This window comes from Streptomyces sp. NPDC048507 (assembly GCF_043199995.1).
In the GTDB taxonomy this organism is placed as follows: domain Bacteria; phylum Actinomycetota; class Actinomycetes; order Streptomycetales; family Streptomycetaceae; genus Streptomyces.
Map to the genome: position 1 here is coordinate 130,885 of NZ_JBICWZ010000012.1, position 24,888 is coordinate 155,772.

Genomic DNA, 24,888 nt, shown 5'->3' on the forward strand with positions numbered 1-24,888 from the left:
GATGTGGTCGAAGGTCGTTTTCTGGACTGTTGTCCCGGCGCTCTTCACTCCTTCAGGTGATGGAGGCGAGCGCTCCGGTGTGCCGGGGCCGTGCCCGCGCCCCGCCGTGCCCTGTCGGCACGGCGGGACGGGACGGGGTCAGGCGTCGATGCGCGAGCGGTCGAGGGTCGCGGCCGAGCTGGTGATGAACTCCTTGCGCGGGGCGACCTCGTTGCCCATGAGGAGGTCGAAGACCTGCTCGGCGGAGTCCAGGTCACCGATGTTGATCCGCCGCAGGGTGCGGAAGCGGGGATCCATGGTGGTCTCCGCGAGCTGGTCCGCGTCCATCTCGCCGAGACCCTTGTAGCGCTGGATGCCCTCCTTGAAGCGGATGTTCTTGCGCTGGTACTCCAGGAGGGTCTGGCGCAGCTCGTTGTCCGAGTACGTGTACACGTACTTGTCCTGGCCCTTCTTGGGCTGGACCAGCTCGATCCGGTGCAGCGGCGGGACGGCGGCGAAGACCCGGCCGGCCTCGACCATCGGCCGCATGTACCGCTGGAAGAGCGTCAGCAGCAGGCAGCGGATGTGCGCGCCGTCGACATCGGCGTCGACGAGCAGGACGATCTTCCCGTAGCGCGCTGCGTCGAGGTCGAAGGTACGGCCGGATCCGGCTCCTATGACCTGGATGATCGCCCCGCACTCGGTGTTCTTGAGCATGTCCGAGACCGAGGACTTCTGCACGTTGAGGATCTTGCCCCGGATCGGCAGCAGCGCCTGGAATTCGGAGTTCCGCGCGAGCTTGGCCGTACCCAGGGCGGAGTCGCCCTCGACGATGAAGAGTTCGCTGCGGTCCACGTCGTCGCTGCGGCAGTCGGCCAGCTTGGCCGGCAGCGAGGAGGACTCCAGCGCGGTCTTGCGGCGCTGCGCCTCCTTGTGCTGGCGGGCCGCGATCCGGGTCCGGGCCGCCGCGACGATCTTCTCCATGACGGCGCGCGCCTGCTGCTTGTCGTCGCGCTTGGTGGAGGTCAGGAAGGCCTTGAGCTCCTTGGCCACGACGGCCGCGACGATGCGCGTCGCGGCGGAGGTGCCGAGCACCTCCTTGGTCTGGCCCTCGAACTGCGGCTCGGCGAGGCGGACGGTGACGACGGCCGTCATGCCCTCCATCGCGTCGTCCTTGACCACGTCGTCCTCGGCGACGCGCAGCAGCTTCGCCGACCGCAGGACCTCGTTCACGGTCTTGGCGACCGAGCGCTCGAAGCCGGAGACGTGGGTGCCGCCCTTGGGGGTGGCGATGATGTTCACGAAGGACTTGACGTTGGTCTCGTACCCCGTGCCCCAGCGCAGGGCGATGTCCACGCCCAGCTCGCGGGTGACCTCGGTGGGGGTCATGTGGCCGCGGTCGTCCAGGACCGGGACGGTCTCCTTGAAGGTGCCCGTGCCGGTCAGGCGCAGCACGTCACAGACGCCCTTGTCCTGGGTGAGGTACTCGCAGAACTCGCTGATGCCCCCGTCGAAGCGGAAGGTCTCCTCGGTCTTGCCGGCGCCGTCGAGGCCCCGCTCGTCGCGGACCACCAGGGTCAGGCCGGGCACGAGGAAGGCGGTCTGGCGGGCGCGCTGGTAGAGCGTCTCCAGATTGAGCCGGGCGTCCTTGAGGAAGATCTGGCGGTCGGCCCAGTAGCGGATGCGGGTGCCGGTCTTGCCCTTGGCGATGCGCTTGACCTTGCGCAGTCCGTTCGCGGGGTCGAAGGGGCTGTCGGCCCCGGGCTCGGTGAACATCCCGGGGACGCCGCGGCGGAAGCTGATGCCGTGCGTGGAGCTGCCGCGGTCGACCTCGACGTCGAGACGGGCCGACAGGGCGTTGACCACGGAGGCGCCGACGCCGTGCAGACCGCCCGAGGCGGCGTAGGAGCCGCCGCCGAACTTTCCGCCGGCGTGCAGCTTGGTCATGACGACCTCGACGCCGGACAGGCCCGTCTTGGGCTCGACGTCGACGGGGATGCCGCGGCCGTTGTCACGGACCTCGACGGAGGCGTCCTCGTGGAGGATGACCTCGATGTGGTCGCAGTAGCCGCCCAGGGCCTCGTCGACGGAATTGTCGATGATCTCCCAGAGGCAGTGCATCAGGCCTCGGCTGTCGGTGGAGCCGATATACATCCCGGGGCGCTTGCGCACGGCCTCGAGGCCTTCGAGGACGAGCAGGTGCCGCGCGGTGTAGTTGGAACCGTCCCGGTCTGCTCCGGACAGCAGCGCGCTGGAAGGCACGGACGTGTCGGCGGTCACGCAGTTCGCTCCTCGCTGAATTTCTTTTCTGGCCCGGTCGGGCTCAGGGGTGGCTCGGGTGCCGGTCAGAGGGTACCGAGGCCTGGTAGAGCCGATGCAACGCCACCCTCGTCGCCTCCGCAGCCTAGTCCAGATGCGTACGGGTGTTCGATCCCCCGTCAGGGTGAAGCAAACATCACGTTCCCTTCGACGCATGAACCATTTAGTGTTCGGGCACGTCCTCATGCACACCGGCACTCACGCCGGGGAGGACGCGAACTGCTACAAGCGAACGACTGACAACGCGAAACCGTAAAGCACTGCAATACGGCTCCTTCGCCGCCAACCGGCAGCAGCCGGCCAGCTTCGGAAGGAAGTTTCGAGGAAAAGCCGCGAGCGGGAACGTTTTCGGCCTGGTTGGATGTTGACCCTGGTACGACAGCTCGTCGAGCTAGAGAAGAGGCGACGTGACTACTGTTCTGACACCCGCGACCCCGCTGACGGCCGCTGACCGATGCGACCGTTGCGGCGCCCAGGCATATCTGCGCGTCGTCCTCCTGAGCGGTGGTGAACTGCTCTTCTGCGCCCACCACGGGCGTAAGTTCGAGCCGGAACTCAAGAAGATCGCCGCGGAAATACAGGATGAGACCGAGCGGCTCACGTCCGCTCCGGCCGCGCAGGCTGCCGACACCGAGGACCGCTGACACAAGGCCTACACCTCGCATCCGACGAGCCAGGACCGGCCAGGCCGGTCGACGGGCGGCTTCCCTGAGACCCAGGGAAGCCGCCCGTCCTCATGTCCGGGACTCTTCACCGCTTCCGTGGACGCGTCACCGCGGCGGCGCCTCCACCCCCGACACCCCCGTGCCGGGCCGTACGGGGCGCCTGGAGCCCCTCCGGGCACCCCGCGCGGCCCCGCTACCGCCCGACCGGCTGCGCGGCCCTCTCGACGCCGCTCACGAAGTCGATCAGCGGGGCGATCCGGGTGTACACCCCCGGGCTGTCGGCGCGCCCGCAGCCGCGCCCCCAGGAGACCAGCCCGATCAGCCGCCCCCGCGCCACCAGCGGCCCGCCGCTGTCCCCCTGGCAGGCGTCCTTGCCACCGTCCCGGTCGCCCGCGCACACCATGGAGTCGGCCCGGTACTGGCCGTCGGAGTCGCCCGGGTAGGCCCGCCGGCAGACGTCGTCCGCCAGTACGGTGACCCGCGCGGCCCGCAGCCCGTACGCGTAGTCGCCGAACCCGCTCGTGTCGCCCCAGCCGTAGACGGCCGCCTCCGTGCCCGCCCCGTACGCCGGGTCCCCGGCGGCGGCCATCGGCAGCACGTACCGCGCCTCCACCGGCTCGGCCAGCTCCAGTACGGCCAGGTCCCCGGCGTTGCTCCCGGGGTCGTAGGCCGGATTCACCCGGGCCGCGCGCACCGCGATCTCCCGGCCGTCCTCGGCGCGGAGCTCGGTGCGCCCGGTGATCACCCGGAAGTCGGCGACGGATTCGACCGTGCCGCCCAGCACCTGGCGGCCCAGGCAGTGGGCCGCCGTCACCACCTTGGTGGGGGCGACGACCACTCCGCCGCAGAACTGCCCGTCCCGGGTACCCCCGAACCGGTCACGGCTGGCCAGGGCCACGACCCACGGGCTGTCGGCGACGGACACCGGGCTCCCGCCTATGACGATGCTGTCCGCTGCCACCCCGGGGGCCTGGGCCAGCGGCAGTGCCGCCGCTCCCGCCACCAGGGTCAGCGCGCCCGCCAGAGCACGGGCGAAGGAACGACGCATGAGGCCTCCTGACTCTGAGTGTGCATGGCTCCACCCAGAGTGGGTCGCGAGGAGGCCGTGCGCACCCGCGCGGCCGCCGTCGCGCGCCCCCGCGCTCCCCGCCGGTCGAGGTTCGGCGGGGATCCGCTCGCGGTCCCGTCCAGCCGCGCTCCGCTCAGTCCAGGTAGTCGCGCAGGACCTGGGACCGGGACGGGTGGCGCAGCTTCGACATCGTCTTCGACTCGATCTGGCGGATGCGCTCACGGGTGACCCCGTAGACCTTGCCGATCTCGTCGAGGGTCTTCGGCTGGCCGTCGGTGAGACCGAAGCGCATCGAGACCACGCCCGCCTCGCGCTCGGAGAGGGTGTCGAGGACCGAGTGCAGCTGTTCCTGCAGCAGTGTGAAGCTCACGGCGTCCGCCGGGACGACCGCCTCGGAGTCCTCGATGAGGTCGCCGAACTCGCTGTCGCCGTCCTCACCCAGCGGGGTGTGCAGGGAGATCGGCTCGCGGCCGTACTTCTGGACCTCGATGACCTTCTCGGGGGTCATGTCGAGTTCCTTCGCCAGCTCCTCCGGAGTGGGCTCGCGGCCCAGGTCCTGGAGCATCTGGCGCTGCACGCGGGCGAGCTTGTTGATCACTTCGACCATGTGCACCGGGATGCGGATGGTGCGGGCCTGGTCGGCCATGGCGCGCGTGATCGCCTGCCGGATCCACCACGTCGCGTACGTGGAGAACTTGTAGCCCTTGGTGTAGTCGAACTTCTCCACCGCGCGGATCAGACCCAGGTTGCCCTCCTGGATCAGGTCCAGGAAGAGCATGCCGCGGCCGGTGTAGCGCTTGGCCAGGGAGACCACGAGGCGGAGGTTGGCCTCCAGGAGGTGGTTCTTGGCGCGCCGGCCGTCCTCGGCGATGATCTCCAGCTCGCGCTTGAGCTTGGGCGCCAGCTTGTCGGAGTTCGCCAGTTTGTCCTCGGCGAACAGGCCCGCCTCGATGCGCTTGGCGAGCTCGACCTCCTGCTCGGCGTTGAGCAGCGGGACCTTGCCGATCTGCTTGAGGTAGTCCTTGACGGGGTCGGCGGTGGCGCCGGCCACGACGACCTGCTGGGCGGGGGCGTCGTCCTCGTCGTCCGAGATGACGAAGCCCTTGTTCTCCCCGCCCTCCTCTTCCTCGTCGGCCTCGGCCTTCGCGGCGTCGGGGCCCTCGTCCGCCGTTTCCTCGTCGCCGTCGTCCTTCTTGGCGGCGGTCTTCTTCGCGGCCGTCTTCTTCGCGGCGGTCTTCTTGGCCGGCGCGGCCTTCTTCGCCGCCGTCTTGCGCGCGGCCGTCTTCTTCGCGGCGGGCTCGGCGGCCTGCTCCTCGCCCGGGGCGTCCACGACGTCCGGATCCGTCGCCGCGGCGTCGGTGACGGTGTCGGCCACGGACGGGGCCACGGCCGTGCTCGCCGCGACGGTCTTGGTCGCCGTCCGCTTGGCGGGGCTCTTCGCGGCGACGCTCTTGCGGGGGGTGCGCTTGGGCGACTCCGCGGCACTGACCATCAGCGTCACACCCTCTTCCTCGAGGATCTGGTTGAGGCTGCGCAGAACATTCTTCCACTGGGTCGCAGGAATCTGGTCAGCCTCGAAGGCCCGACGCACGTCATCGCCGGCGATCTGCCCCTCGGCCTTGCCCCGCTCGATGAGCGCCATCACAGACTCGGAATCGGCGATCTCCGGCGGGAGCGTACGGGATGTGCTGGCCGACACAAACAACCTCTCGGAACGATGGGAACGGCTTCCGACCCCGGCCTGGTGCTGGACCGGAGCCGACGACCACCGACGGGGGATGGGCCGGGGGGCGCGGGCAGGGGCCGGGGAGCTGCACAGCATCCCCAAGGGCTGCTGTCTTCCCTCCGTCGGCCATCACCTCCTACGTCATCGCGTGACGTCGCGGAGCGTTACGCCCAATCTTCGTGGCCCGAATCACACCCGGGCCCCGGCCGGGCCCGTTCCGTGGTCGTACGTACGCGTACGGGAGCCACGGAAGGCCCCCGCACGCCGGAGTCGCCGAGCCCGAAAACGGGCCCGGCGACCGGTCGTGCACCCCCGCGCCCCCGCGCGTCCGGGCGTCAGTGCTCGCGCGGGGCGGGGACCACGCGCTCGACCTCCGGATGCACCGTCAGCAGCTGGCGCATGGCGTTCTCCGCACCCGTGGCGTCACCGGCTGCGAGCGCCTCGACCATTCGGGCGTGGTGCGCGACCCCGGCCTCGCTGGGGCGGTCGCAGGCGGTGACGGGGCTGCCGGACACCTGGAGGGCGGAGGAGACGATGCCCGACAGGTGCTCCAGCATGCGGTTGCCCGCGACCTGGATGAGCAGCGAGTGGAACTCGTTGTCGGCGCGCGCGAAGGTCAGCGCGTCACCCTGCCCGAGGGCGTGGCCCATGATCTCGACCATGTCGGCGAGGCGCTGCTGGACGTCCGGGCGGCCGTGGCCGGCGGCGAGGCGGGCGGCCAGCGGCTCGATGGTCCAGCGGAGCTCGTTGAGTTCGCGGCGCTGGTCGTCGCGCTGGGGCCCGAAGGCGCGCCATTCGATGATGTCGGGGTCGAGCAGGTTCCAGTCGGCGACCGGCCGGACCCGGGTGCCCACGTTGGGGCGGGCGCTGACGAGGCCCTTGGCCTCCAGGACCCTCAGGGATTCGCGGACGACCGTGCGGGAGACCTCGAAGCGCTGGCCGATCTCCTCGGGGACCAGGGGCCGGTCCGCTCCGAGGTCGCCGGAGACGATCATCTGGCCGAGCTGCTGGACGAGTTGGCCGTGCAGGCCGCGCCCGCGGCTGCCCGCCGCCCGGCGGCCGACGCGGCTCAACTCGACGTCGCCGCCGTCCCAGTGGGGCGGTCCGACGCGATCGGACCCGGAGGCCTCCGGGTAGGGGTAGCGGTCGAGTTCGCCCGGGCCGGCGAGGCCGGAGTCGGCATGGCGGGCGGCGGTCATCATGGTGTGCGCAAGGGTACTCACGAATCCTTTGTCGGCCGTGCCTCCTTCACCCTTGAGGTCTTTGGTGAAAAGCACACGAAAGGGTGATCGGTGCCACCTACGCAATTGACGACTTATCGTAAAGAACCGGGCCTTTTGTAGGGAGTTGCGGTCCGCTTCGGGTGATGCAGCGCGATGTGGACTTCTACGGTCCCGCCGAAGTCGCCTCCGGCATCGGAACGATCACCAACGGACTCGGCCGCGCAGTCCTGTGAACGCATAGGCGCACAACAGGACCATCAGCGACAACACCAGTGCCGTCCCCACGGGTTGGGCCATCACCCGAAGGGCCCCCAGTACGATCCGGTCCGCCTCGGGCGGCCACGGCGACCGGCTCAGTCCGCGCAGCCGCGAGGCGATGCCGGCGACGGGGTACGCGGACGGCCCCTCCAGCGCCTTGCGCACCAGCGGTACGACCACCACCGGTACGGCGAGCACCGCGGCCACCCCCGCGGAGGCGGCCCGGAAGACGCCGGAGGCCAGGACCCCGGCCCAGGCGCAGCCGACGAGCAGCCCGGCCCAACTCGCGGCGGGGGAGATCCACTCCGTCGGCGCGCTCAGCGGCCCGGCGCCGAAGACGAGCCGCAGGACGGCGACGTCGGCGGCGACCGCGAGGGCGCCGAGCACCAGGGCGAGGGCGGCGCAGACCCCGAGCTTGGCGGCGAGCAGCCCCATCCTGCGCGGCACCGTGCCCCGGTCGGCGGCGAGCGCGGGGTAGCGGTACTCCTCGCCGAAAGCCAGGGATCCGAGCAGTCCCGCGCCGAGTGCGGCGGGCGGCAGCGGGAACAGCTCGGGCCAGGCGGCGAGCAGCCGGTTCTGGGGGGTGTGGCCGGCCCGCGCGAGCACCAGGGAGATGAGAGCGGAGGCGGCGGCGACGACGGCGCAGGTCAGCAGCGCAGTGGCGGTGCCGAACATGCGGCGCGCCTCGTAGCGCAGCGGCCACAGCGGACCGCCGACGCGGCGCACTCCCGACCCCGGTCGCCCGGTGCGGTCGTGTGCGTGGGCGTCGGCGCGGTCGTGTGCGTGGGCGTGGGCGGCGGCGCGAGCCGGGCCCGCAGCGGGTTCCGCCGGGAAGTCGCCCGCGGGTGCGGCGGGCGTGGCAGAACCGGCGGGGTCGCTGGGCGCCCCGGCGGGGGACGTCGTGCGGAGGTCGGGGCGCGGCTCCCCGTGCGCCGGGGCCTCCGCCCCGGCCGGGAGACCCGCGCCATGGACCACCACGGACCCCGTCGCGGGGCGGGCCTGGACCGAAGCCTCCACGCGCGCTTCCGGCAGGGCCGTGGCGCCGCCCCGGGTCCGGGCCTGCGGTACGGGCGGTACGAGCGCGGCCGGGGCGGGTGCGGCCGGCGCTCCCGCGTCACCGGTCTCGTCGGCGAGCTGGTGGACCAGCACGCCGTGCCGGAACGCCGCCTCGCCGATCTCGGCGCAGTTGCTGCCGTACACCGACAGCCTGCTGCCGCTCTCCTCGACGATCTCCACCACGCGCTGCGCGGACCGCGCCTCGCGGCCCAGTACGTCGGCGAGCCGGGCGGCGTGCGGGGTGCGCACGGCGACCCGCGGCCGCAGCCGGGTCCGGGCGAAGTCCGCGGCGTCCTGATCGGCGGCGAGCCGGCCGGCGGCGACGGAGACGACCCGGTCGGCGTGGCGGGCGGCCTCCTTGGCGTCGTCGGTGGTGAACAGGACGGCCCCGCCGAGGGAGGCGTGTCCGCGCAGCAGGCCGTGGAGCCAGGTCCGCTCGCGGGTGGGCAGGCCTGCGCCGGGCTCGTCGAGGAGCAGCGTGCAGGGGTCGGCGAGCAGGGCCGCGGCGAGGGCGACGCGGCGCTCCATGCCGGCCGAGAGCGAACCGAGCCGCTGGTCGCGCAGTCCGCCGATGCCGACGACTTCCATCAGCAGGTCCGCCCGGGAGGCCGGTACGCCCACGGCCGCGGTGAGCATGCGCAGCTGGCTCCGGACCGTCCTCGCCGGATGTCCGGGGACGTCGCCGAGGAGGACTCCGACCTCGCGCCCGGGATGCGGGATCCGGTGCAGCGGGCGGCCGCGGAAGTAGGTGACGCCCCGGCCCGGTTCGAGTTCGAGCATGAGGCGCAGGGTGGTGGTCTTGCCCGCGCCCGGCTCGCCGAGCAGGGCGGTCACGCACCCCGGCCGGACCTCGAAGGTGAGGTCGTCGACGAGGGGCGGGAGGTTTCGACGGGGGGAGCTGGTGAGTCCGATCGCCTGGAGCATCGCTTCTCTCGCGGGGGGTGAGACCGCTGTGCGGCAGCGTGAATACCACCAGCAAGATAACGCGATATGTCCGATTTAGTACGCAACCGGTCCGTGCCGGTGACGGCATTCCCCCCGGGCCGGCCCCGACTCCCGACGCCCGGTCAGACTTCCGGACGCAGCATCGGCGGGTTGAGCAGGGTCGCTCCGCCGGCCCGGAACAGCTGGGCGGGCCTGCCGCCCTGACGGGTCGTCGTCCCTCCGGCCGGCACCAGGAATCCGGGGGTGCCGGTGACCTTGCGGTGGAAGTTGCGCGGGTCCAGGGCCACGCCCCACACCGCCTCGTAGACCCGGCGCAGCTCTCCGACCGTGAACTCCGGCGGGCAGAAGGCCGTGGCCAGGGAGGAGTACTCGATCTTCGAGCGCGCCCGCTCCACCCCGTCCGCGAGGATCCGCGCGTGGTCGAAGGCCAGCCCGGCGGAGGGCTGGTCGGGGCCTTCCAGGAGCTCGTCGACGGGGGCCCAGCGGGCGCTGTTGGCGTCTCCGCCGGCCCGGGGTGCGGGCAGGTCGGGGGCGAGGACCAGGTGCGCCACGCTGACGACCCGCATCCGGGGATCGCGCTGCGGGTCCCCGTAGGTGGCGAGTTGCTCGAGGTGCGCCCCGTTGTCCACGCCGGGCACGGCGGCGTCCTGAGCGCACAGCCCGGTCTCCTCGGCGAGTTCCCGGGCCGCGGCCGCCCCCAGGTCCTCGTCTGCGCGGACGAAGCCGCCGGGCAGTGCCCAGCGCCCTTGGAACGGCTGTTCTCCCCGTCGTACGGCCAGCGCGCACAGCGCGTGGCGCCGCACGGTGAGCACGACCAGGTCGACGGTGACGGCGAAGGGCGGGAAGGCCGACGGGTCGTAGGGCGACATGCCGCGATCATAGTCGTCTGCCTGACGATAAACAGGGCTTTGGTGAGCCCCGGGACCGTGATCTGGAACGCGTACCGGATCCTCCCGGGCGGCACCGGACGCCGCGGGTCCGCCCGGCAAGGCCGGAAGGAGTGGGCTCAGGCCCGAAGCTGGAGCGCATCGGCGGCCTCCTCCACCATGCCGACGCCGAGGCGGCTGATCCGGACGGCGAACGGCTCCCCCGCCACCCTCAGCCCGGAGAGCCGCAGGGCGCCGAGGGGGGCGCCCGCCCTCGGGTTCACGGCGACCGTACCGGCCGGGGCGTCCGGACGGATTCCGGCGAGTGCGGTGAGGGCGTGGATCCCTGCGGCGGCCGCGACGGCGGCGGGCCTGCACGCCGCCGGGTGCGGGAGCGGCGCGCTGCCGGCGGTGCGCTGCTCGGCGGCGTACATCTCCGGCAGCCGGTATCCGAAGGTCTCCGCCGCGTCGAGCAGGCCCCGCAGCAGCCCGGAGGCCTCCTTCTCGAAGCCCGCCTGGGCCAGGCCCGACACGGCGAGGGCGCTCTCGTGCGCCCGGACCGCGCCCGACCGGTGGCCGAAGGGGTTGTGGCCCGGTTCGCGGGCCGCCATGCTCCGCAGCCCCCAGCCGGAATCCATGGCCGGGGCTCCGAGGAGCCGGGCGAGGTGTTCGGTGCGGACCGGGTCCAGCAGCCCGGGGGCGAGCCGGCCCCCGCCCAGCAGGCCGGTGTCGAGCAGGTGGGCCGCGGCCCCCGTCAGCCGGGGCAGCGGTCTGCCGTCGGGATGCAGAGCGGCGGCCGGCCGGCCCCCGTCCGGACCGTCGATCCAGAACCGGGCCCGGAACCTCTCCCGCAGCGCCTCGGCCCAGTCGCGCCACTCGGCGGCTCCGGGCCGCCCGCAGTCGGCGAGCAGGTCGGCACCGAGCAGCGCGGCCCGGTGTGCGTGGGCCTGGGTCTCGCAGCGGCGCGGCCCGGGATCGGGGTCGGCCACGAAGCCGTCCTCCCCCAGGGCCCCGCGCAGCCAGTCCAGGCAGCGCTCCGCGACAGGCAGCAGCCGGGCCACCTCCTCCTCGGGCAGCCCCCATCTGCGGGCCTCGGCGAGCACCGCCGGAAAGCCGAGGGTGGCCTCCGTCCCGGTGCACCCCGGTGGCAGCTGCGGCCCGGCGGCGCGCAACGGTCCCGGGATCTTGCCGGCCCCGGGGCCGCGTCCCCCGGCCTGGCCGCGGGCCAGGGTCCGCAGCGTGGCGGCGGCCAGCCCGGTGCCGAGCGGGAGCGCCATCCGGGCGGCCCACAGCGATTCGGCCGGGGCCAGTCCGAGCCGCCACGGCACTCCCGCCGCCGCGAAGGCGTCCGCGGGTGCCTCGGGGTCCCGCAGGAGCAGCGCGCGCAGATCATCGAGGCTGGTCCGGAACCAGGCGTCGGCCCTCGGGTCGTCCCCCTCGGCGCGGGCGGCCGCGAAGGGGTTCGCGACCTGCCCGGCGGGGGCCCGTGCGGAGCGGTCCCGCGTGGTCCGCAGTTCGATGCTGCGGGTCTCCCCCGGGCCGAGTTCGAGTTGCCAGCGCAGCAGTCCCGCCGATGCGAGGGCGTCGTCGGGGGCCGGTTCGGCGGTGGTGACGGCGAAGGCGTCCCCGGCGGTCCACCGCAGCCCGGCCGCGTGGACCCCGGCGGGGAGCTCGGGTCCGGCCCGGCCCGCCGCCACGGCCCCGAGTTCCGCCAGGTCGGTGCCGAGGGAGATCTCCACGGGGAGGCGCAACGGCCGGGCGGCGAAGCTGCGCAGGGTGATCCGCTCGGTGCCGTCGGCGTGCCGGACGCGCTCGACGCCGATGTCGGGGTCGGGGCCGGCCTCGATGCCGGTGCGGACCGTGGCGCTGAAGGAGGCCCGGTCGGCTCCGAGGCTGCGGGTCCGGACGGCGACCGGATCCCGGCCGGCCACGCGCAGCACGCAGCGGGAGAGCAGGCGCCGCCCGGCCCGGTAGATCCCGTCGATGCCCCGCCCGGTGAGCTGGCCGTGCTCGGGCGAGATGACCAGGCAGGGGGCAGCGACGCAGATGACGGCTCCGTGCACGGGAGGCAGCTCGGCCTTCGGCGCGGGTCCCGCCCCGGTCGCCGCTCCGGGCACCGCGCCCGGGGGCCGGCCGGGCACCTGGGCGCCACCGGTACGGCCTTGCGCGCGGCCCGGAGCGGCGCCCGCGGGCTGGCCCGGCACCGCTCCGATGGGCCGGGCGACCGGGCCTGCCGCCCGGGGGCCGGGGGCCGGTCCGCGCGGGGGCCCGGCCGGGCGGTCCGCCGAACCGCCGGGCACCCACTCCGCGTCACCCGCGGCCGGCCGGGCGTGGCTCGCGCCTGCGGGACCGCCGGCGGGGTCCACGGCCGAGGGGGGCGGCACGGCGGCCGTGGCGGCGGGGCCCGAACTGTCCAGGTGCTCTGGGCAGGTGGGCGGGAGGGCCCCGGAGGGGTCGGTTTCGGGTGCGGGGGGAGCCATGTGCCGCCTTGTCTGCGCTCCGGCCGGTTCTGCTGGGCGGCAGCGCGGCCGGGCGCGCACCACCCCCCAGCTGAACGCCACCACCCCCGCCCGGGTCACGGGCTCCGGTGGCGGCTGCCCGCACCGGAGGCCGGCCCTGCGGCGCACGGCCGCTCCCACCGCGCTCCGGAGCCGCCGCGCGACACCGTGCCCGGGGAGCCGGGGCGGGCCGCCGGGGAGGGCGCGTACCGGGCGGGGGCCGCCGGGTGCCCGGCGCGTCATCACTGCCCGCTCCCTTCCGCGCGGCGGCCCGTGCGGCGGCTGCGCGGTGCGGGGCGCCCGGGCGGCCGGGTCACGCCGGCGGGCCGCTTGCGCCGGGGTTCGCGGCGCGCACGCTCCTCCCGCAGGCACTGCCGCAGCCCCTCCGGGTCGATGCCCTCGTTGCAGGCGTGGTGCAGGAGCTGGGCGAAGCGGTATTCGGCGTCGGCCCGCAGGGCGAGCCCGAAGGCGATCCGGGCCGTCGGTTCGTCCCCGCTGGACCAGGAGACCCAGCCCGCGAGGGTGAGCGGGGCCGCCGCGTGCTCCCCGTAGGCGCCGACGCAGCGCCGGGCCAGGGCCCGCCACAGGCGCAGGGCGGGCGCCGCCTCGTCCTGCTCCATCCACTCGGCGGCGACGTCGCGGATCTCCCGGTCCTGGAGCCCGAGGATCACGGCGGCCGCCTCGTCGTGTGCGAGCAGGGCGTCGTCCCGGTCGTCGGCGCGGCGACCGCCCTCGGCGGGCGGCGCGAGGGTCAGCCGGCGCATGAGGGTCCGGGCGAGCGCGATGGTCTGCTCGCCGACCTCCTCCCGGGTGGCGCCGTCGAGGATCTTCGGGACCAGTGCGGCGGCGGCCCGTCCGAGGGCGTCCTCCTGTTCGACCGCCCAGGCGCCGCCCCGCGGCGGCGTCAGGCGTCCCTCGATCTCCTTGAGCGAACCCCTGACCTGGAGCCCCGCGAAGGTGGCCGCCGCGGCCATCACCGAGGTGCCCGGTGCGGCGAGCGGATTGCCTTCGGCCGGGCAGCAGCCGGACCCTGCGCAGGTGTAGGACCAGTAGCGGCCGCCGGAGAGGCACAGGGCTTCCAGGACGGGCACGTCCAGTGCTCCGCAGGCGGTCCGCAGCCGCTGGGCGAGCGGCCGCAGCCGGGTCATGACCCGCTGGCCGCTCTCCGCGCCCCGCGGGTCCTGGCACAGGAACACCACGATGCCGTCGGGCTTGTCGCCGCGCCGCTCGCTGCCCCGTACCAGGCATTCGGCGACCTGCCGCGCCGTGTCCTCCCACTCGGTGGGCGCGGTGGGGATCCCGACGCGGAGCCGGCCGCCGAAGCGTCCGGCTTCGCCGTGCACGGCGACCATGACCAGGGAGTCGGTGGGATGGAAGCCGAGCATGTAGGGCAGCGCGTCCGCCAGTTCGGCGGGGCTGCGCAGGGTGATCCGGGACGGGTCGGGGGCTCCGGAGGGGCCGGTGGACGGCAGTCCGGACGGACTGCGGGATTCGTTGTTCGTCGTCATGCCCCGACGGTCCCGTGCTCGGTCCGATCCGGAAACCCCTGTGGATAACTCGTTGAACCTTCAATATCCACAGGCGGGGAGCCGCATTGGCGCGATGTCCGAGCCATCGGGTTGCATGGGGGCATGAACGCAGACCTGAGGTCCTCGGCCGATTCCGTACTCGCCCGCCTCGTGGGCGACCCCACGGGCACCGCACGGCTGCGCGAGGACCAGTGGCGGGCGATCGAGGCCCTGGTCGCCCACAAGCGGCGCGCCCTGGTCGTCCAGCGCACGGGGTGGGGCAAGTCCGCGGTCTATTTCGTGGCCACCTCACTGCTGCGGGCGAGCGGCGCCGGCCCGACCGTCATCGTCTCCCCGCTGCTCGCCCTGATGCGCAACCAGGTCGAGGCCGCCGCCCGGGCGGGCATCCGCGCCCGCACCATCAACTCCGCCAACCCCGAGGAGTGGGAGGGCATCCAGGCCGAGGTCGCGGCGGGCGAGGTCGACGTCCTGCTGGTCAGTCCCGAGCGGCTCAACAACCCCGACTTCCGCGACCAGGTGCTCCCCAAGCTCTCGGCCGCGACCGGCCTGCTCGTGGTCGACGAGGCGCACTGCATCTCCGACTGGGGGCACGATTTCCGCCCCGACTACCGCCGGCTGCGCACCATGCTGGCCGACCTCCCCCCGGGCGTCCCCGTCCTGGCGACGACCGCCACGGCCAACGCCCGCGTGACGGGCGACGTCGCCGAACAGCTCGGCACCGGAGCGGGCACCGACGCCCTGGTGCTGCGCGGCCCGCTGGACCGCGAGAGCCTGAGCCTGGCCGTGCTGACGCTGCCCGACGCGGCGCACCGGCTGGCCTGGCTCGCCGACCACCTCACCGACCTGCCGGGCTCCGGCATCATCTACACCCTGACGGTGGCCGCCGCCGAGGAGGTCACCGCCTACCTGCGCCACCGCGGGCACACGGTGTCCTCCTACACCGGCAAGACCGAGAACGCCGACCGCGAGCAGGCGGAGAACGACCTCCAGGCGAACCGGGTCAAGGCCCTGGTGGCCACCTCCGCCCTCGGCATGGGCTTCGACAAGCCCGACCTGGGCTTCGTGGTGCACCTGGGCTCGCCCTCCTCCCCCATCGCCTACTACCAGCAGGTCGGCCGCGCGGGCCGCGGTGTCGAACACGCCGAGGTCCTCCTGCTCCCCGGCCGCGAGGACGAGGCGATCTGGCAGTACTTCGCCTCGGTGGCCTTCCCCCCGGAGGCGCAGGTGCGCCGCACCCTGGACGTGCTGGCCCAGGCGGGGCGGCCCCTTTCGCTGCCCGCCCTGGAACCGCTGGTCGACCTGCGCCGCACCCGGCTGGAGACGATGCTGAAGGTGCTCGACGTGGACGGAGCCGTCCACCGCGTCAAGGGCGGCTGGACCTCCACGGGCGAACCCTGGGTGTACGACGCCGAGCGGTACGCGTGGGTCGCCCGGCAGCGTTCCGCCGAACAGCAGGCGATGCGGGACTACGCGGCGTCCACCGCCTGCCGGATGGAGTTCCTGCGCCGCCAGCTCGACGACGAGGAGGCCGCGCCCTGCGGCCGCTGCGACAACTGCGCGGGGGCCCGCTTCACCGCGGACGTCTCCAGCACCGCCCTGGACACCGCCCGGGGCGAACTGGGCCGCCCCGGCGTGGAGCTGGAGCCCCGCAAGATGTGGCCGACCGGGCTCGCGGCGGTCGGCGTGGACCTCAAGGGCCGCATCCCGGCGGGGGAACAGGCCTTCACCGGCCGGGGTCTGGGCAGGCTGTCCGACATCGGCTGGGGCAACCGGCTGCGCCCCATGCTGGCACCGCAGACCGCCGACCAGCCCGTCCCGGACGATGTCGCCCAGGCGGTGGTGGCCGTCCTCGCCGACTGGGCGCGGGGCCCGGGCGGCTGGGCATCGGGAGCCGACGGCGCCCCCGCCCGGCCCGTGGGCGTGGTCGCGCTGCCCTCCCGATCCCGACCCCAGCTGGTCGCGTCCCTCGCCGCGCGGATCGCGGAGGTGGGGCGCATCCCGCTGCTCGGCACCCTGGAGTACACCGACCAGGCACCGGAGTTCGGGCTCCCGTCCTCGAACAGCGCCCAGCGGGTGCGGGGGCTCCACCAGGCGTTGACCGTCCCGCCAGCCCTCGCGGCCAGCCTGTCCGAGGCGCCGGGTCCGGTGTTCCTCGTCGACGACCGCGCGGAGAGCGGCTGGACCCTCGCGGTGGCCGCCCGGCTGCTGCGCCGGGCGGGCGCGAAGGGGGTGTTCCCGCTGGTGCTCGCCCTCCAGCCGTAGGCGATTGAGTCATCTCCGGCGTGAGGGGGCTCCAAGGGGGCAAGGATATGAACGGCATACCGGCGAATTCCGGTCCGCGGCTTCAAATGCTCATTGCCCCACCCTCGCGCGCCACGCGAGAATCGGAGTGCTCCCGCTCGGCGCACCGGCACTCCAGGGCCGTGTCGCAGCGCGCCCACATCCCAGCCGTGCCCGCTCGCGGGCGCGTACCCGAAGGGAGGACCGTGACCTTCGGATTCACCCCGCCCTCGACCACGTCCCTGACCACGGCCACCGGCGGCGCCAGCCGTCACGGCCGGCTGCTCGAACCCGCCGAGTGGACCGCGGCCGGCATCCCCCTGCTGCGCGATCCGCGCGAGGTGGTCAGCGGCCTGCACGCGCGGCACAGACCCACCCCTTCCACCGCCGTGATCGCCGTGCTCGGCCCCGAGGAACAGCTGGTGGCGAGCGCGTCCTTCGTCCACGGGCCGAGTGCGGCGGACGGCTGGGAGTACCGCAACGCCCTGCTCTCCCGGCTGCGCAGGGTGATTCCGCACGACCTGCGGCGGCGGACCCCGGTGCGCACCGCGGTGCTGCTGTACTGCCGCGAGGGGGACGAACGGTGGACGGAGGAGGACGGGGCCTGGATGTGGGGGCTGCGTGACGCCTGCACCCTGCACGGGCTGCGCTGCGGCGCGTACATCACGCTGACCCGGGGGGGCTGGCAGGTTCTGGGTGAGGGCCGCGGCGGCCGCAGCCCCGGCTCGGAGTCCCGGCCCGGGCGCCTCGGCTCCGTGCAGCCCGAGTTCGCTCCGCTGACCATGAGCACCGCGGGGGGCGCCGCCGAGCCGCTGCGCCGTACCGCCGCCCGCTGAGCGGCGAAGCGCCCCGACGCGGCAGCCGGCCCGGCCCTACCCGGCAACCGGCGCACGGACGGCACGCGCCACGCAACCGTCACGCGCGGCACGACCCGCGCGACGAACGCGCAACCGGCGCCGAGACGATGCGAAGCCGCCACGACCGGTCTGATCCCGCGGCCTTGTGACGCCGCGTCACCCAGCCCGGCGTACGGGACGGGTTCCCGCGGCCCGGAGGGGTGCGCGCGTACGTACGCGATCGGGCGTACGGACACGGCACCACCCGGTGCCACGGGGCGGGCCCGCGGCGCGCACCCGGACCCGGCGGGGCCGCGACGCCACGGGAGCGGCTCTCACGGCCGCACTCCCCGGGAGGGGGCACGGCTGGTCGAGCCCCGGACGTGGGCTGGGGGCGACCGCCGGGGGGCGGCGCCCCCGCCCCACGTCCGCGACGGACACGGGGCGTCAGACGCCCGCACCCAGCACGGAGTTGATCCGGGCCGTGTCTCCGCACACGATCAGCAGGGCACCGGCGCGCGCGAGCGCGACGGGCAGGGCGGTGGCGGTGATGTCGGCCGGTCCGCCGTTGTCCGCGAAGACCACGACGGGCCGGCCGGCGGCGCGCTGCACCTGCGCCGCGTCCGCATAGAAGACATCGTCCCCGGCATCGTGCTGCGCCCAGTAGGGCGCCTCGCCGAAGGACAGCTCGTGCGCGGCCCACGGGTGCGGGTCGCCCGTGGTGAGCACCAGGATGTCGCCGGGCGCGCGCCCGGTGTCGAGCAGCAGGTCCACGGCCTCCTCGGCCGCGTCCAGCGCGCCCTCGGCGGACGCCGGGATCAGCTGGACCTGGGGCACGGCGACCGAGACAGACGGCGTGGTGGGGGCTGCGGGAACGGGTCCGGGGGCGGCCTGCGCCGTGCGCTGGGCGGGCGGGGCGGGCCTGACGGGACCGGGGCGTCCGGGCCGGGGTACGGCGGCGGGACGCGGACCAGGTACGGGGCGGGGGGTCTGCGCGGTGCGGCTCGCGGCCGGCGTGACGCGGGGACCCTGGGCACTCTCGTGAATCTGAGGCTCCTCGATGGCGGGGGTGAGAGGCATGAATTGATGTCTATCAAACACCGGTACGAAACGTACCGGTGGGTGGCACGTGGGTGCGATCAGAAATCGAAGCCGAGTTGGCCTCCGTTTTCCAGTTCCACCGATTCCTCGCTGCGGCGCACCTTCTTCAAGTGGCGCCACCGGGGCAGCCCGTCGAGGTACGACCACGAAAGCCGGTGGTACGCGGTGGGCCCGCGCTCTTCGAGTGCCGCCTTGTGCACGGGCGAGGGATAACCGGCGTTGGCCGCGAAAGCGAAATCCGTGATTCCGTCATCGCCCGCGCCCAGCTCGGCCATCATCCGGTCGCGCCGGACCTTGGCGATCACCGACGCCGCGGCGACGGCGACGCAGGACTGGTCCCCCTTGATCACCGTACGGACGCGCCACGGCGAGCCGAGGTAGTCGTGCTTGCCGTCGAGGATCACCGCGTCGGGGCGCACCGGAAGGGCGTCCAGCGCGCGGACCGCCGCGAGCCGCAGGGCCGCGGTCATTCCGAGCGCGTCGATCTCTTCCGGGGACGCGTGCCCCAGGGCGTGCGCCGTGACCCAGTCCTCCAGCACGTCGAGCAGCGCGTCGCGCCGCTTGGGGGTGAGCAGCTTGGAGTCGGTGAGTCCCGCCGGCGGGCGGCGCAGACCGGTGATCGCCGCGCACACGGTGACGGGACCGGCCCAGGCTCCTCGTCCGACCTCGTCGACCCCGGCAACGATCTTGGCGCCGGTGGTGGCGCGGAGCGAGCGCTCGACGGTGTGGGTGGGTGCTTCGTACGGCATGGCGCCAGCAAGGGTACGCCGCCCCGGGCCGCCTGCACACCCCGGCCCATGACCAGCCTTCCCGGAGGGCGCCCGCACCGCCGCGCACGCCCCCGCGACGAGCCCGCGCGCACCCCCCGCGAGCCCCTCAGGCCCGCAGCATGGGAACCATCACCGCGTCGATCATCTCCGCGATTTCCGCGTCGGGCCATTCGCTCGCGCACATCTTGGACCGGTACATGAACAGAGCGGGAATCACATCGGCGACCATCGGTGCTGCGGCATCCCGACGGACTTCCCCCCGCTCGATTCCGCGGTCGACGAGCTCACGGGTCAGTTGGTGCGCCGGCTCGTGCAGCCCCTTGCGGATCACCTCGCGGAACCGGTCCGCATGAGTGTGATCGCATTCGTGAAGGACCGCCCGCAGCGCTTCACCGGCCGGCGAACGCATGACGTCCCGCATCCGCAGGCACAGCAGGTAGAGGTCCTCGCGCACCGAACCACGGTCCGGAAGCGGGCCCAGCTCGGGCAGCCCCTCCCGCAGCGCCTCGGCCACCAGGTCCGCTTTCGAGGACCACCGCCGGTAGAGCGCCGCCTTGCCCGTACGCGCCCCGGCCGCGACGCCCTCCATGGTGACGCCGCCCCAGCCGACCGTGCCCAGCTGCTCCAGGGCGGCGTCCAGAATCGCCCGTTCGAGCTCCGGCCCGCGTCTGCGCGCCGGAGCCGACCCCGCCGGCCAGCCCGAACCCGTCATGCTCCCTACCTCCGGCCGCCCCGCGCACGCCTCGCACGGATTTTCAGGCCTAGTGAACGCTTGCGTTCCCAACTGAGGGCCTCCTACCTTGGACCCGCAGTGAACGATTGCGTTCACTATTTCACTTCGGGGGACCCACAGTGACAAGCACACGTCTCGACACTCCTCGGATACCGGGGGCCGCCCGACGGCCCGGGCGCCCGGGAGTGGCGCTCGCCGTCATCGCGGCCTGCCAGCTCATGGTCGTGCTCGACGCGACGATCGTGAACATCGCGCTCCCGCACATCCAGACCGCGCTCTCCTTCTCCACCACCGACCTCTCCTGGGTGATCAGCGCGTACACCCTGGCCTTCGGCGGCCTGCTGCTGCTCGGTGGCCGCGCGGGAGACATCCTGGGCCGGCGCCGCGTGTTCATGACCGGCATCCTGCTCTTCACCCTCGCCTCCCTGCTCGGCGGATTCGCCCAGGAGCCCTGGCAGCTGCTCGCCGCCCGGACGCTCCAGGGCGTCGGCGGCGCCATCGCCTCGCCGACGGCGCTGGCCCTGATCACCACCACCTTCGCCGAGGGCCCCGCGCGCAACCGCGCCTTCGGGGTGTTCGCCGCCGTCTCCGCGGGCGGCGGCGCGATCGGCCTGCTGGCCGGCGGGATGCTCACGGAATGGCTCGACTGGCGCTGGGTGCTCTTCGTCAACGTGCCGATCGGCGTGCTCATCGCGGTCCTCGCGCCGCTGTTCATCAACGAGTCCGAACGTCACCCCGGCCGCTTCGACGCCGCCGGAGCCCTCACCTCCACCGGTGGCATGACCGCCCTCGTCTACGGGTTCATCCGCGCGTCCGAGGACGGCTGGCGGGACTCCTTGACCATCGGCTCGTTCGCCGCCGCCGTCGTCCTGCTCGGCGCCTTCGTCCTCGTCGAGTCACGGGCCGCCGATCCGATCATCCCGCTGCGGATGTTCGCGGACCGCAACCGGGCCGGCACCTACGTGATCATGCTCGGGCTGGCCGCCGCCATGTTCGGCATGTTCTTCTTCATCGTCCAGTTCGTACAGAACGTGCTGGGCTTCACCCCGATCCAGTCCGGGCTCGGCTTCCTGCCGGTGACCGCCGCGATCGGCACCGCCGCGGGGCTCTCCCAGCGCCTCCTGCCCCGCTTCGGGCCCAAGCCGTTCATGATCACCGGATCCGCGCTGACCGGGACCGGGCTGGCCTGGCTCAGCTTCATCGACACCGACAGCTCGTACGTCTCCGGTGTGCTCGGGCCGATGCTGCTCTTCGGCTTCGGCATGGGCCTCAACTTCGTGACCCTGACCCTCACCGCGGTCTCCGGGGTGTCGCCCAGGGAGGCGGGAGCGGCTTCCGGGCTGCTCAACGCCAGTCAGCAGGTCGGCGGTTCGCTCGGCCTGTCGATCCTGGTCACCGTCTTCGGCACGGCCAGCCGCGAGGAGGCCGAGAAGCAGGTCCCGGCCTTCATGGCGCAGGCCGATCCGGCGCAGCTCGCCGCGTTCAAGCAGACCGGCAGGCTGCCGGATCCCTGGGGGGACCTCGTCCTCGCCCAGGGCATCTCCAGCGCCTTCACCGCCGCCGTCGCCATGGCGGGCCTCGCCCTGATCACCGCGCTGTTCGTGATCCGGGTGCGCAAGAGCGACCTGGAGGCCCTCAACGGGGCCGCCGCCAAGGCCGGTCCGGCCGCCTGACCACGAGGTCCCGTACGGGGCCGTACGGGGGGCCGGCCTCGGAATCACCTCCGAGGCCGGGCTCCCGTACGGCCGTACGCCCCCCCCGGGCCGTCCGCGGCGTCGGCGCCGCCTGCGCCGGTCGGGCCGCCCGCGGCGTCCTCCGGGGCGGCCGCGGATCGCTCAGGAAGCCGCTTCCGGCAGCCACGCCGGGAGGGCCTCGATCCGCGCCAGCCAGGCTCCGGGCAGCACCGCGTCCCCGCGCGCGCCCAGCACCCCGCCGACGATCGCGCAGGTGGTGTCCACGTCGCCGCCCACCTGTGCGGTGGTCCAGAACGCCCGCTCGTAGTCGTCCAGCGACCGGGCCGCCGACCACAGCGCGAACGGCACCGTGTCGTGGGCGCTGGTGCGCCGCCCGCAGCCCAGTACGGCCGCGACGGTATTCGCGTCGCCGTAGTCCAGCATGTCGCGCGCCCGGCGCACGCCCGCGCCCACGGCGCTGCGCGGCACCAGCGCGATGACCCCGTCCAGCAGGTCCGCGGCCGACGGCGGGCCGTCCGGGGACGCCGCGAGCGCGGCCGCGGCGGCCACGGCCATCGCCCCGCACACCGCCTCGCGGTGCTGGTGGGTGGTGTAGGCGGAGATCTCCGCCTGGTGGGTGGCCTGCTCGGGATCGTCCGCGTACCAGGCGCCCAGGGGGGCGATCCGCATGGCGGCGCCGTTGCCCCAGGAGCCCTGGCCGTTGAACAGCTCGGCGGCGAGCGTGCGCCAGTCCGCGCCCTCCCGGACGAGGCGCAGCATCCGGTTGACCGCGGGACCGTAGCCGCGGTCGAAGTCGTGGTGCTCGGCGAAGGAGGAGGCCAGCGCGTCCTGGTCGATGCGCCCGTGCGTGGCGAGCACGGCCACCACCGAGCAGGCCATTTCGGTGTCGTCGGTCCACTGCCACGGCTCGCCGGCGGCCGGCAGCTCGCGCCGCTTGAGCAGCGGGTAGTTCACGGGAACGAAGTACTGGGAGCCCAGGGCGTCCCCCATGGCCAGCCCCATGAGGCTGGACGTGGCGCGTGCGTAGCGCCCTTCGGGAGTGGAGTCAGCTGTCATCGCGCGTCACTTTAGCCGTCCAGGTCATAAGGCTCGGGTGTGGTCCACCGCTCAAACGGGCGGTCCATCCGGTAGCGGCCGTCCGGTCCTAGCAGCAGGACCCGGAATTCACCGTTCCCCGGATTGGAGAGGGCTTCGAACTCGGCCACCGACCAGTGGAACCAGCGCATGCAGAAGAGCCGCATCGTCAGGCCGTGCGTGACCAGCAGCACGTTCTCGGGGTGGTCGGCGGCCTCGAAGCTGCGGTAGAGGCTTTCGAGGAAGGACCCGACCCGGTCGTAGACGTCCGCGCCCGACTCGCCCTGGGCGAAGCGGTAGAAGAAGTGCCCGTAGGCGTCGCGATAGGCCTTCTGGAGGCGCACGTCCTCCCGCTCCTGCCAGTTGCCCCAGTCCTGCTCGCGCAGCCGCGGCTCCTCCCGCATCCGTACCCGGGCGGGGTCGAGCCGCAGCTCGCGGAAGGTCTGCAGGGTGCGGCGGTAGGGGGAGACGTACGCGCTGATGTGCTCCTCGCCGAAGAGCGCGCGCAGCCGGTGCCCGACCTCGGCGGCCTGCTCACGGCCCGTACGGGTCAGCCGCAGGGCGTGGTCGGGCTCCCGCTCGTAGACGGTGTCGTCGACGTTGCCTTCCGATTCCCCGTGCCGGACAAGGACGATGCGCCGTGGTCGTACCATTCCACGACCCTATTCGGCCATGGGGGCGCGCACCTCACGGGGCACGCCGGTCGGGCCGCCGGTCGTCGTACGGTCATACCGTCCAGGCGGGTTCGAGGTCGACGACGTCGCCGGTGAGCGCCTCGACATCGGCCTCCGTCTGGGCGCGCAGCGAGAGGCGCTCGACGCGTTCTTGCCGGTACTTGCCGTGTTCGCCCGCGGCGAGCCACATCGACAGTACGAGGAACTCGCGGCCGGGCGCCTCGCCGAAGAGGCCCCGGATCATTCCGGGGGACCCTGCCATGGCCGGATTCCACACCTTCTCCTGCATGAGGGCGAAGTGTTCGTCACGCCCCTCCCGCACCCGGGTGTGCGCGACGCGGACCACGTCGGCGTCGCTGAAGCGCGGCTCGAAGCCGGTCTTCACATCGAAGCGGTGGTCGAAGAGGGTGACCCGGGCATCGGTGAAGGTGCCGTTCTGCGAGGCCGCGAGCCGGTCGTGGGACCGGGCCATGAAGGAGTCGTAGAAGGAACGGCTCTCCCAGAACGCGAAGACGTGCGCGACCCCCTGCCGGCCCCGGCTCCAGCCGCCGCCCTGCCCCCGGAATCCCGGTTCGCCGGGCAGCCCCGCCCATTTTCGCTGCCCGCGCTCGAACCCGCGTCGGTCCGTCACCGTGCAGCGAATCCACTTGACCAGCACCGCGCCATCGTACGGGCCCGGCGCGGCCCGGGTCAGTCCCCGGAGCGGTGGATCCGTACCAGTTCCGCCCCATCCCGCCCGGACAGCCGAATGCCGAACTCCCGGTCGAGGAGCGCGAGCAGCTCGTCGGGGTGGACCTCCTCGCGCTCGGTCCGCCCGTCCGGGTACAGACGGGTGAGTTCCCGTCCCACCAGGCGCACGCGGACGTCCTCGCCCGGGTGCTGCACGATCATCTGCCCCACGAAGGAGGAGAGGGGGTGCGAGGAGCTGTAGTGGTTGAGCAGGACGTAGTCGACGGGGTGGTAGCGCTGCGGGGAGAAGGCGTACAGGTCACGCCAGACGCCCCCGTTGCGGGTACGGAGCGCGAGGACGCCGTCCTCCTCCTCGCGGACGGCGTACGTCCACGCCCCCTGCCGCACCTCGGCGCCCGGGCGCGCCAGCGGGATGGGCTCGCGCGGGCCGACGTAGCCGAATCCGGCGTCGCAGAGCCACGGTTGCCCGTCGACGGTGACGACGAGGACCGCGTGCGTCACCGGCAGCAGGGTGTCCCCCCGGGTGCGGTTGCGGGCACCGCGTCCGGAGACCTCGAAGCCGATCCGCTCCAGGGCGGCGGCCAGCAGCGAGTTCTGCTCGTAGCAGTAGCCGCCCCGGCGGGCGTGGACGAGCTTGTCCTCGACGGCCTTGACGTCCAGCGCGACGGGGCGGCCGAGCAGGACGTCCAGGCTCTCGAAGGGGATGGCGGCGGTGTGGGCCCGGTGCACTTCGTACAACGTGTCCAGGTCCGGGCGGAGTTCCCCGGCGCCTCCCCCGGCGCCTCCCCCCGCTGCCGTGCCGCCGCGCAGCCCGATCCTCGTCAGGTACGCGTCCAGGTCCAGCTCGTCACCGTGCCACATGGTTCGCCGACTCCCCGTTCTCGCGGGCCCACGCCCGCACCC

At 73.5% G+C, this 24,888-nt stretch carries 19 protein-coding genes; 4 read left to right on the forward strand and 15 right to left on the reverse strand.

All coding sequences use genetic code 11. From position 1 onward, the window contains the following. Positions 1–138: 138 nt before the first annotated feature. A complete protein-coding gene (locus ACGFXC_RS28260; protein WP_393717390.1) occupies positions 139–2,259 on the reverse strand; it encodes a type IIA DNA topoisomerase subunit B in 2,121 nt (706 codons plus the stop codon). Between the two features lie 446 nt (positions 2,260–2,705). On the opposite strand from ACGFXC_RS28260, the gene ACGFXC_RS28265 reads away from it, so the two are divergent. Continuing rightward, positions 2,706–2,942, forward strand: coding sequence for a hypothetical protein (locus ACGFXC_RS28265; protein ID WP_393717392.1), 237 nt, complete (start codon positions 2,706–2,708; stop codon positions 2,940–2,942). 214 nt (positions 2,943–3,156) lie between these two features. On the opposite strand, the gene ACGFXC_RS28270 is transcribed toward ACGFXC_RS28265, so the two are convergent. The 7 genes from ACGFXC_RS28270 to ACGFXC_RS28300 form a co-directional block, all read right to left on the reverse strand. Further along, positions 3,157–4,011: a serine protease gene (locus ACGFXC_RS28270; protein WP_393717394.1), complete on the reverse strand. Its 855-nt coding sequence runs from the start codon at positions 4,009–4,011 to the stop codon at positions 3,157–3,159. Between the two features lie 154 nt (positions 4,012–4,165). Continuing rightward, complete coding sequence (locus ACGFXC_RS28275; RefSeq protein WP_393717396.1) at positions 4,166–5,731, reverse strand: RNA polymerase sigma factor; 1,566 nt, start codon at positions 5,729–5,731, stop codon at positions 4,166–4,168. A 362-nt stretch (positions 5,732–6,093) separates the two neighbouring features. Continuing rightward, positions 6,094–7,035: a FadR/GntR family transcriptional regulator gene (locus ACGFXC_RS28280; RefSeq protein WP_393717398.1), complete on the reverse strand. Its 942-nt coding sequence runs from the start codon at positions 7,033–7,035 to the stop codon at positions 6,094–6,096. Positions 7,036–7,182: 147 nt separating this feature from the next. Further along, complete coding sequence (locus ACGFXC_RS28285; protein WP_393717400.1) at positions 7,183–9,219, reverse strand: ATP-binding cassette domain-containing protein; 2,037 nt, start codon at positions 9,217–9,219, stop codon at positions 7,183–7,185. A 143-nt stretch (positions 9,220–9,362) separates the two neighbouring features. Then, positions 9,363–10,109: an NUDIX domain-containing protein gene (locus ACGFXC_RS28290; RefSeq protein WP_393717402.1), complete on the reverse strand. Its 747-nt coding sequence runs from the start codon at positions 10,107–10,109 to the stop codon at positions 9,363–9,365. 137 nt (positions 10,110–10,246) lie between these two features. Further along, positions 10,247–12,586 (reverse strand): glycogen debranching N-terminal domain-containing protein, encoded by a 2,340-nt coding sequence (locus ACGFXC_RS28295; protein WP_393717404.1) that lies wholly within the window; start codon positions 12,584–12,586, stop codon positions 10,247–10,249. Between the two features lie 260 nt (positions 12,587–12,846). Next, complete coding sequence (locus ACGFXC_RS28300) at positions 12,847–14,112, reverse strand: DUF4192 domain-containing protein (protein WP_393717405.1); 1,266 nt, start codon at positions 14,110–14,112, stop codon at positions 12,847–12,849. A 123-nt stretch (positions 14,113–14,235) separates the two neighbouring features. On the opposite strand from ACGFXC_RS28300, the gene ACGFXC_RS28305 reads away from it, so the two are divergent. Together ACGFXC_RS28305 and ACGFXC_RS28310 are read left to right on the forward strand one after the other, a co-directional pair. After that, the gene (locus tag ACGFXC_RS28305) at positions 14,236–16,395 is read left to right on the forward strand and encodes a RecQ family ATP-dependent DNA helicase (protein ID WP_393717406.1); all 2,160 of its coding nucleotides are present in this window, start codon (positions 14,236–14,238) and stop codon (positions 16,393–16,395) included. A 224-nt stretch (positions 16,396–16,619) separates the two neighbouring features. Continuing rightward, complete coding sequence (locus ACGFXC_RS28310; protein WP_393717407.1) at positions 16,620–17,249, forward strand: hypothetical protein; 630 nt, start codon at positions 16,620–16,622, stop codon at positions 17,247–17,249. 447 nt (positions 17,250–17,696) lie between these two features. Here the strand turns inward: ACGFXC_RS28310 and ACGFXC_RS28315 are convergent, their stop codons facing one another. The 3 genes from ACGFXC_RS28315 to ACGFXC_RS28325 all read right to left on the reverse strand — a co-directional run bounded on the left by ACGFXC_RS28315 (position 17,697) and on the right by ACGFXC_RS28325 (position 19,832). After that, on the reverse strand, positions 17,697–18,329 hold the full coding sequence (locus ACGFXC_RS28315; protein WP_393717409.1) for a hypothetical protein: 633 nt from the start codon (positions 18,327–18,329) through the stop codon (positions 17,697–17,699). Positions 18,330–18,388: 59 nt separating this feature from the next. After that, the gene (locus tag ACGFXC_RS28320; RefSeq protein ID WP_393717411.1) at positions 18,389–19,099 is read right to left on the reverse strand and encodes a ribonuclease HII; all 711 of its coding nucleotides are present in this window, start codon (positions 19,097–19,099) and stop codon (positions 18,389–18,391) included. Between the two features lie 127 nt (positions 19,100–19,226). Continuing rightward, entirely contained in the window at positions 19,227–19,832 is a 606-nt protein-coding gene (locus ACGFXC_RS28325) for a TetR/AcrR family transcriptional regulator (protein WP_393717412.1), read from the reverse strand. A gap of 140 nt (positions 19,833–19,972) precedes the next feature. Between ACGFXC_RS28325 and ACGFXC_RS28330 the strand changes: the two genes are divergently transcribed. Further along, entirely contained in the window at positions 19,973–21,526 is a 1,554-nt protein-coding gene (locus ACGFXC_RS28330; RefSeq protein WP_393717414.1) for an MFS transporter, read from the forward strand. A 162-nt stretch (positions 21,527–21,688) separates the two neighbouring features. Here ACGFXC_RS28330 and ACGFXC_RS28335 read toward each other — a convergent pair whose 3' ends face one another. The 4 genes from ACGFXC_RS28335 to ACGFXC_RS28350 form a co-directional block, all read right to left on the reverse strand. Further along, positions 21,689–22,603 carry an ADP-ribosylglycohydrolase family protein gene (locus tag ACGFXC_RS28335; RefSeq protein ID WP_393717416.1) on the reverse strand — a complete coding sequence of 305 codons (915 nt, stop codon included), beginning with the start codon at positions 22,601–22,603 and terminating at the stop codon, positions 21,689–21,691. Between the two features lie 11 nt (positions 22,604–22,614). Then, the gene (locus tag ACGFXC_RS28340; RefSeq protein ID WP_393717418.1) at positions 22,615–23,274 is read right to left on the reverse strand and encodes a histidine phosphatase family protein; all 660 of its coding nucleotides are present in this window, start codon (positions 23,272–23,274) and stop codon (positions 22,615–22,617) included. A 73-nt stretch (positions 23,275–23,347) separates the two neighbouring features. Continuing rightward, entirely contained in the window at positions 23,348–23,953 is a 606-nt protein-coding gene (locus ACGFXC_RS28345) for a YdbC family protein (protein WP_351824387.1), read from the reverse strand. A 32-nt stretch (positions 23,954–23,985) separates the two neighbouring features. After that, positions 23,986–24,846, reverse strand: coding sequence for an arylamine N-acetyltransferase (locus ACGFXC_RS28350; RefSeq protein ID WP_393717420.1), 861 nt, complete (start codon positions 24,844–24,846; stop codon positions 23,986–23,988). Positions 24,847–24,888 lie beyond the last annotated feature (42 nt).

What these genes read in the sequence shown, in the direction of transcription:
- ACGFXC_RS28270 (WP_393717394.1), bottom strand. Translation starts at nt 4,011, where the DNA reads ATGCGTCGTTCCTTCGCCCGTGCTCTGGCGGGCGCGCTGACCCTGGTG.
- ACGFXC_RS28285 (WP_393717400.1), bottom strand. Translation starts at nt 9,219, where the DNA reads ATGCTCCAGGCGATCGGACTCACCAGCTCCCCCCGTCGAAACCTCCCG.
- ACGFXC_RS28290 (WP_393717402.1), bottom strand. Translation starts at nt 10,109, where the DNA reads ATGTCGCCCTACGACCCGTCGGCCTTCCCGCCCTTCGCCGTCACCGTC.
- ACGFXC_RS28295 (WP_393717404.1), bottom strand. Translation starts at nt 12,586, where the DNA reads ATGGCTCCCCCCGCACCCGAAACCGACCCCTCCGGGGCCCTCCCGCCC.
- ACGFXC_RS28300 (WP_393717405.1), bottom strand. Translation starts at nt 14,112, where the DNA reads ATGACGACGAACAACGAATCCCGCAGTCCGTCCGGACTGCCGTCCACC.
- ACGFXC_RS28305 (WP_393717406.1), top strand. Translation starts at nt 14,236, where the DNA reads ATGAACGCAGACCTGAGGTCCTCGGCCGATTCCGTACTCGCCCGCCTC.
- ACGFXC_RS28315 (WP_393717409.1), bottom strand. Translation starts at nt 18,329, where the DNA reads ATGCCTCTCACCCCCGCCATCGAGGAGCCTCAGATTCACGAGAGTGCC.
- ACGFXC_RS28320 (WP_393717411.1), bottom strand. Translation starts at nt 19,099, where the DNA reads ATGCCGTACGAAGCACCCACCCACACCGTCGAGCGCTCGCTCCGCGCC.
- ACGFXC_RS28325 (WP_393717412.1), bottom strand. Translation starts at nt 19,832, where the DNA reads ATGACGGGTTCGGGCTGGCCGGCGGGGTCGGCTCCGGCGCGCAGACGC.
- ACGFXC_RS28335 (WP_393717416.1), bottom strand. Translation starts at nt 22,603, where the DNA reads ATGACAGCTGACTCCACTCCCGAAGGGCGCTACGCACGCGCCACGTCC.
- ACGFXC_RS28340 (WP_393717418.1), bottom strand. Translation starts at nt 23,274, where the DNA reads ATGGTACGACCACGGCGCATCGTCCTTGTCCGGCACGGGGAATCGGAA.
- ACGFXC_RS28350 (WP_393717420.1), bottom strand. Translation starts at nt 24,846, where the DNA reads ATGTGGCACGGTGACGAGCTGGACCTGGACGCGTACCTGACGAGGATC.